Genomic DNA, 344 nt, shown 5'->3' on the forward strand with positions numbered 1-344 from the left:
CAACGAGTCGTTGCGCGTGCAGTAGGGCGGCAAGGCGCTGGCCGAAGGCGTCGAGCCGCCGGGTCGGCTGGTCTTCCCGGGCATCCTGGCCCCGGAGTTCGAGCTCGGCGGGGCATCGAAGTCGGTCCCGCGATTCATCGTTCCAGAGTGTGCTGAATAATTCGTCGGAGGCGTTCGGGAGGCGACGGGCGAGGCTTCCCGAGAACGACCGCCTGACCTCTCCGACGGCGTCGGAGAACGAAGCGAGGCGATCGAGCAGGTCGTCCGGGGCTCCAGTGTCCTCGGTGCGGATGAGTCGGGCACGGAGATCGTCGGCCGCCCGGTCCAGGCGGAGGAGAGATTCA

1 protein-coding gene is annotated in these 344 nt (G+C 68.0%); it reads right to left on the reverse strand.

Annotated features, from left to right (window positions below):
* On the reverse strand, positions 1-344 hold a 344-nt coding region (locus tag AB1L30_RS00585; RefSeq protein ID WP_367011409.1), incomplete at both ends, for a hypothetical protein.

Source organism: Bremerella sp. JC817 (assembly GCF_040718835.1).
Taxonomy (GTDB): Bacteria; Planctomycetota; Planctomycetia; order Pirellulales; family Pirellulaceae; genus Bremerella.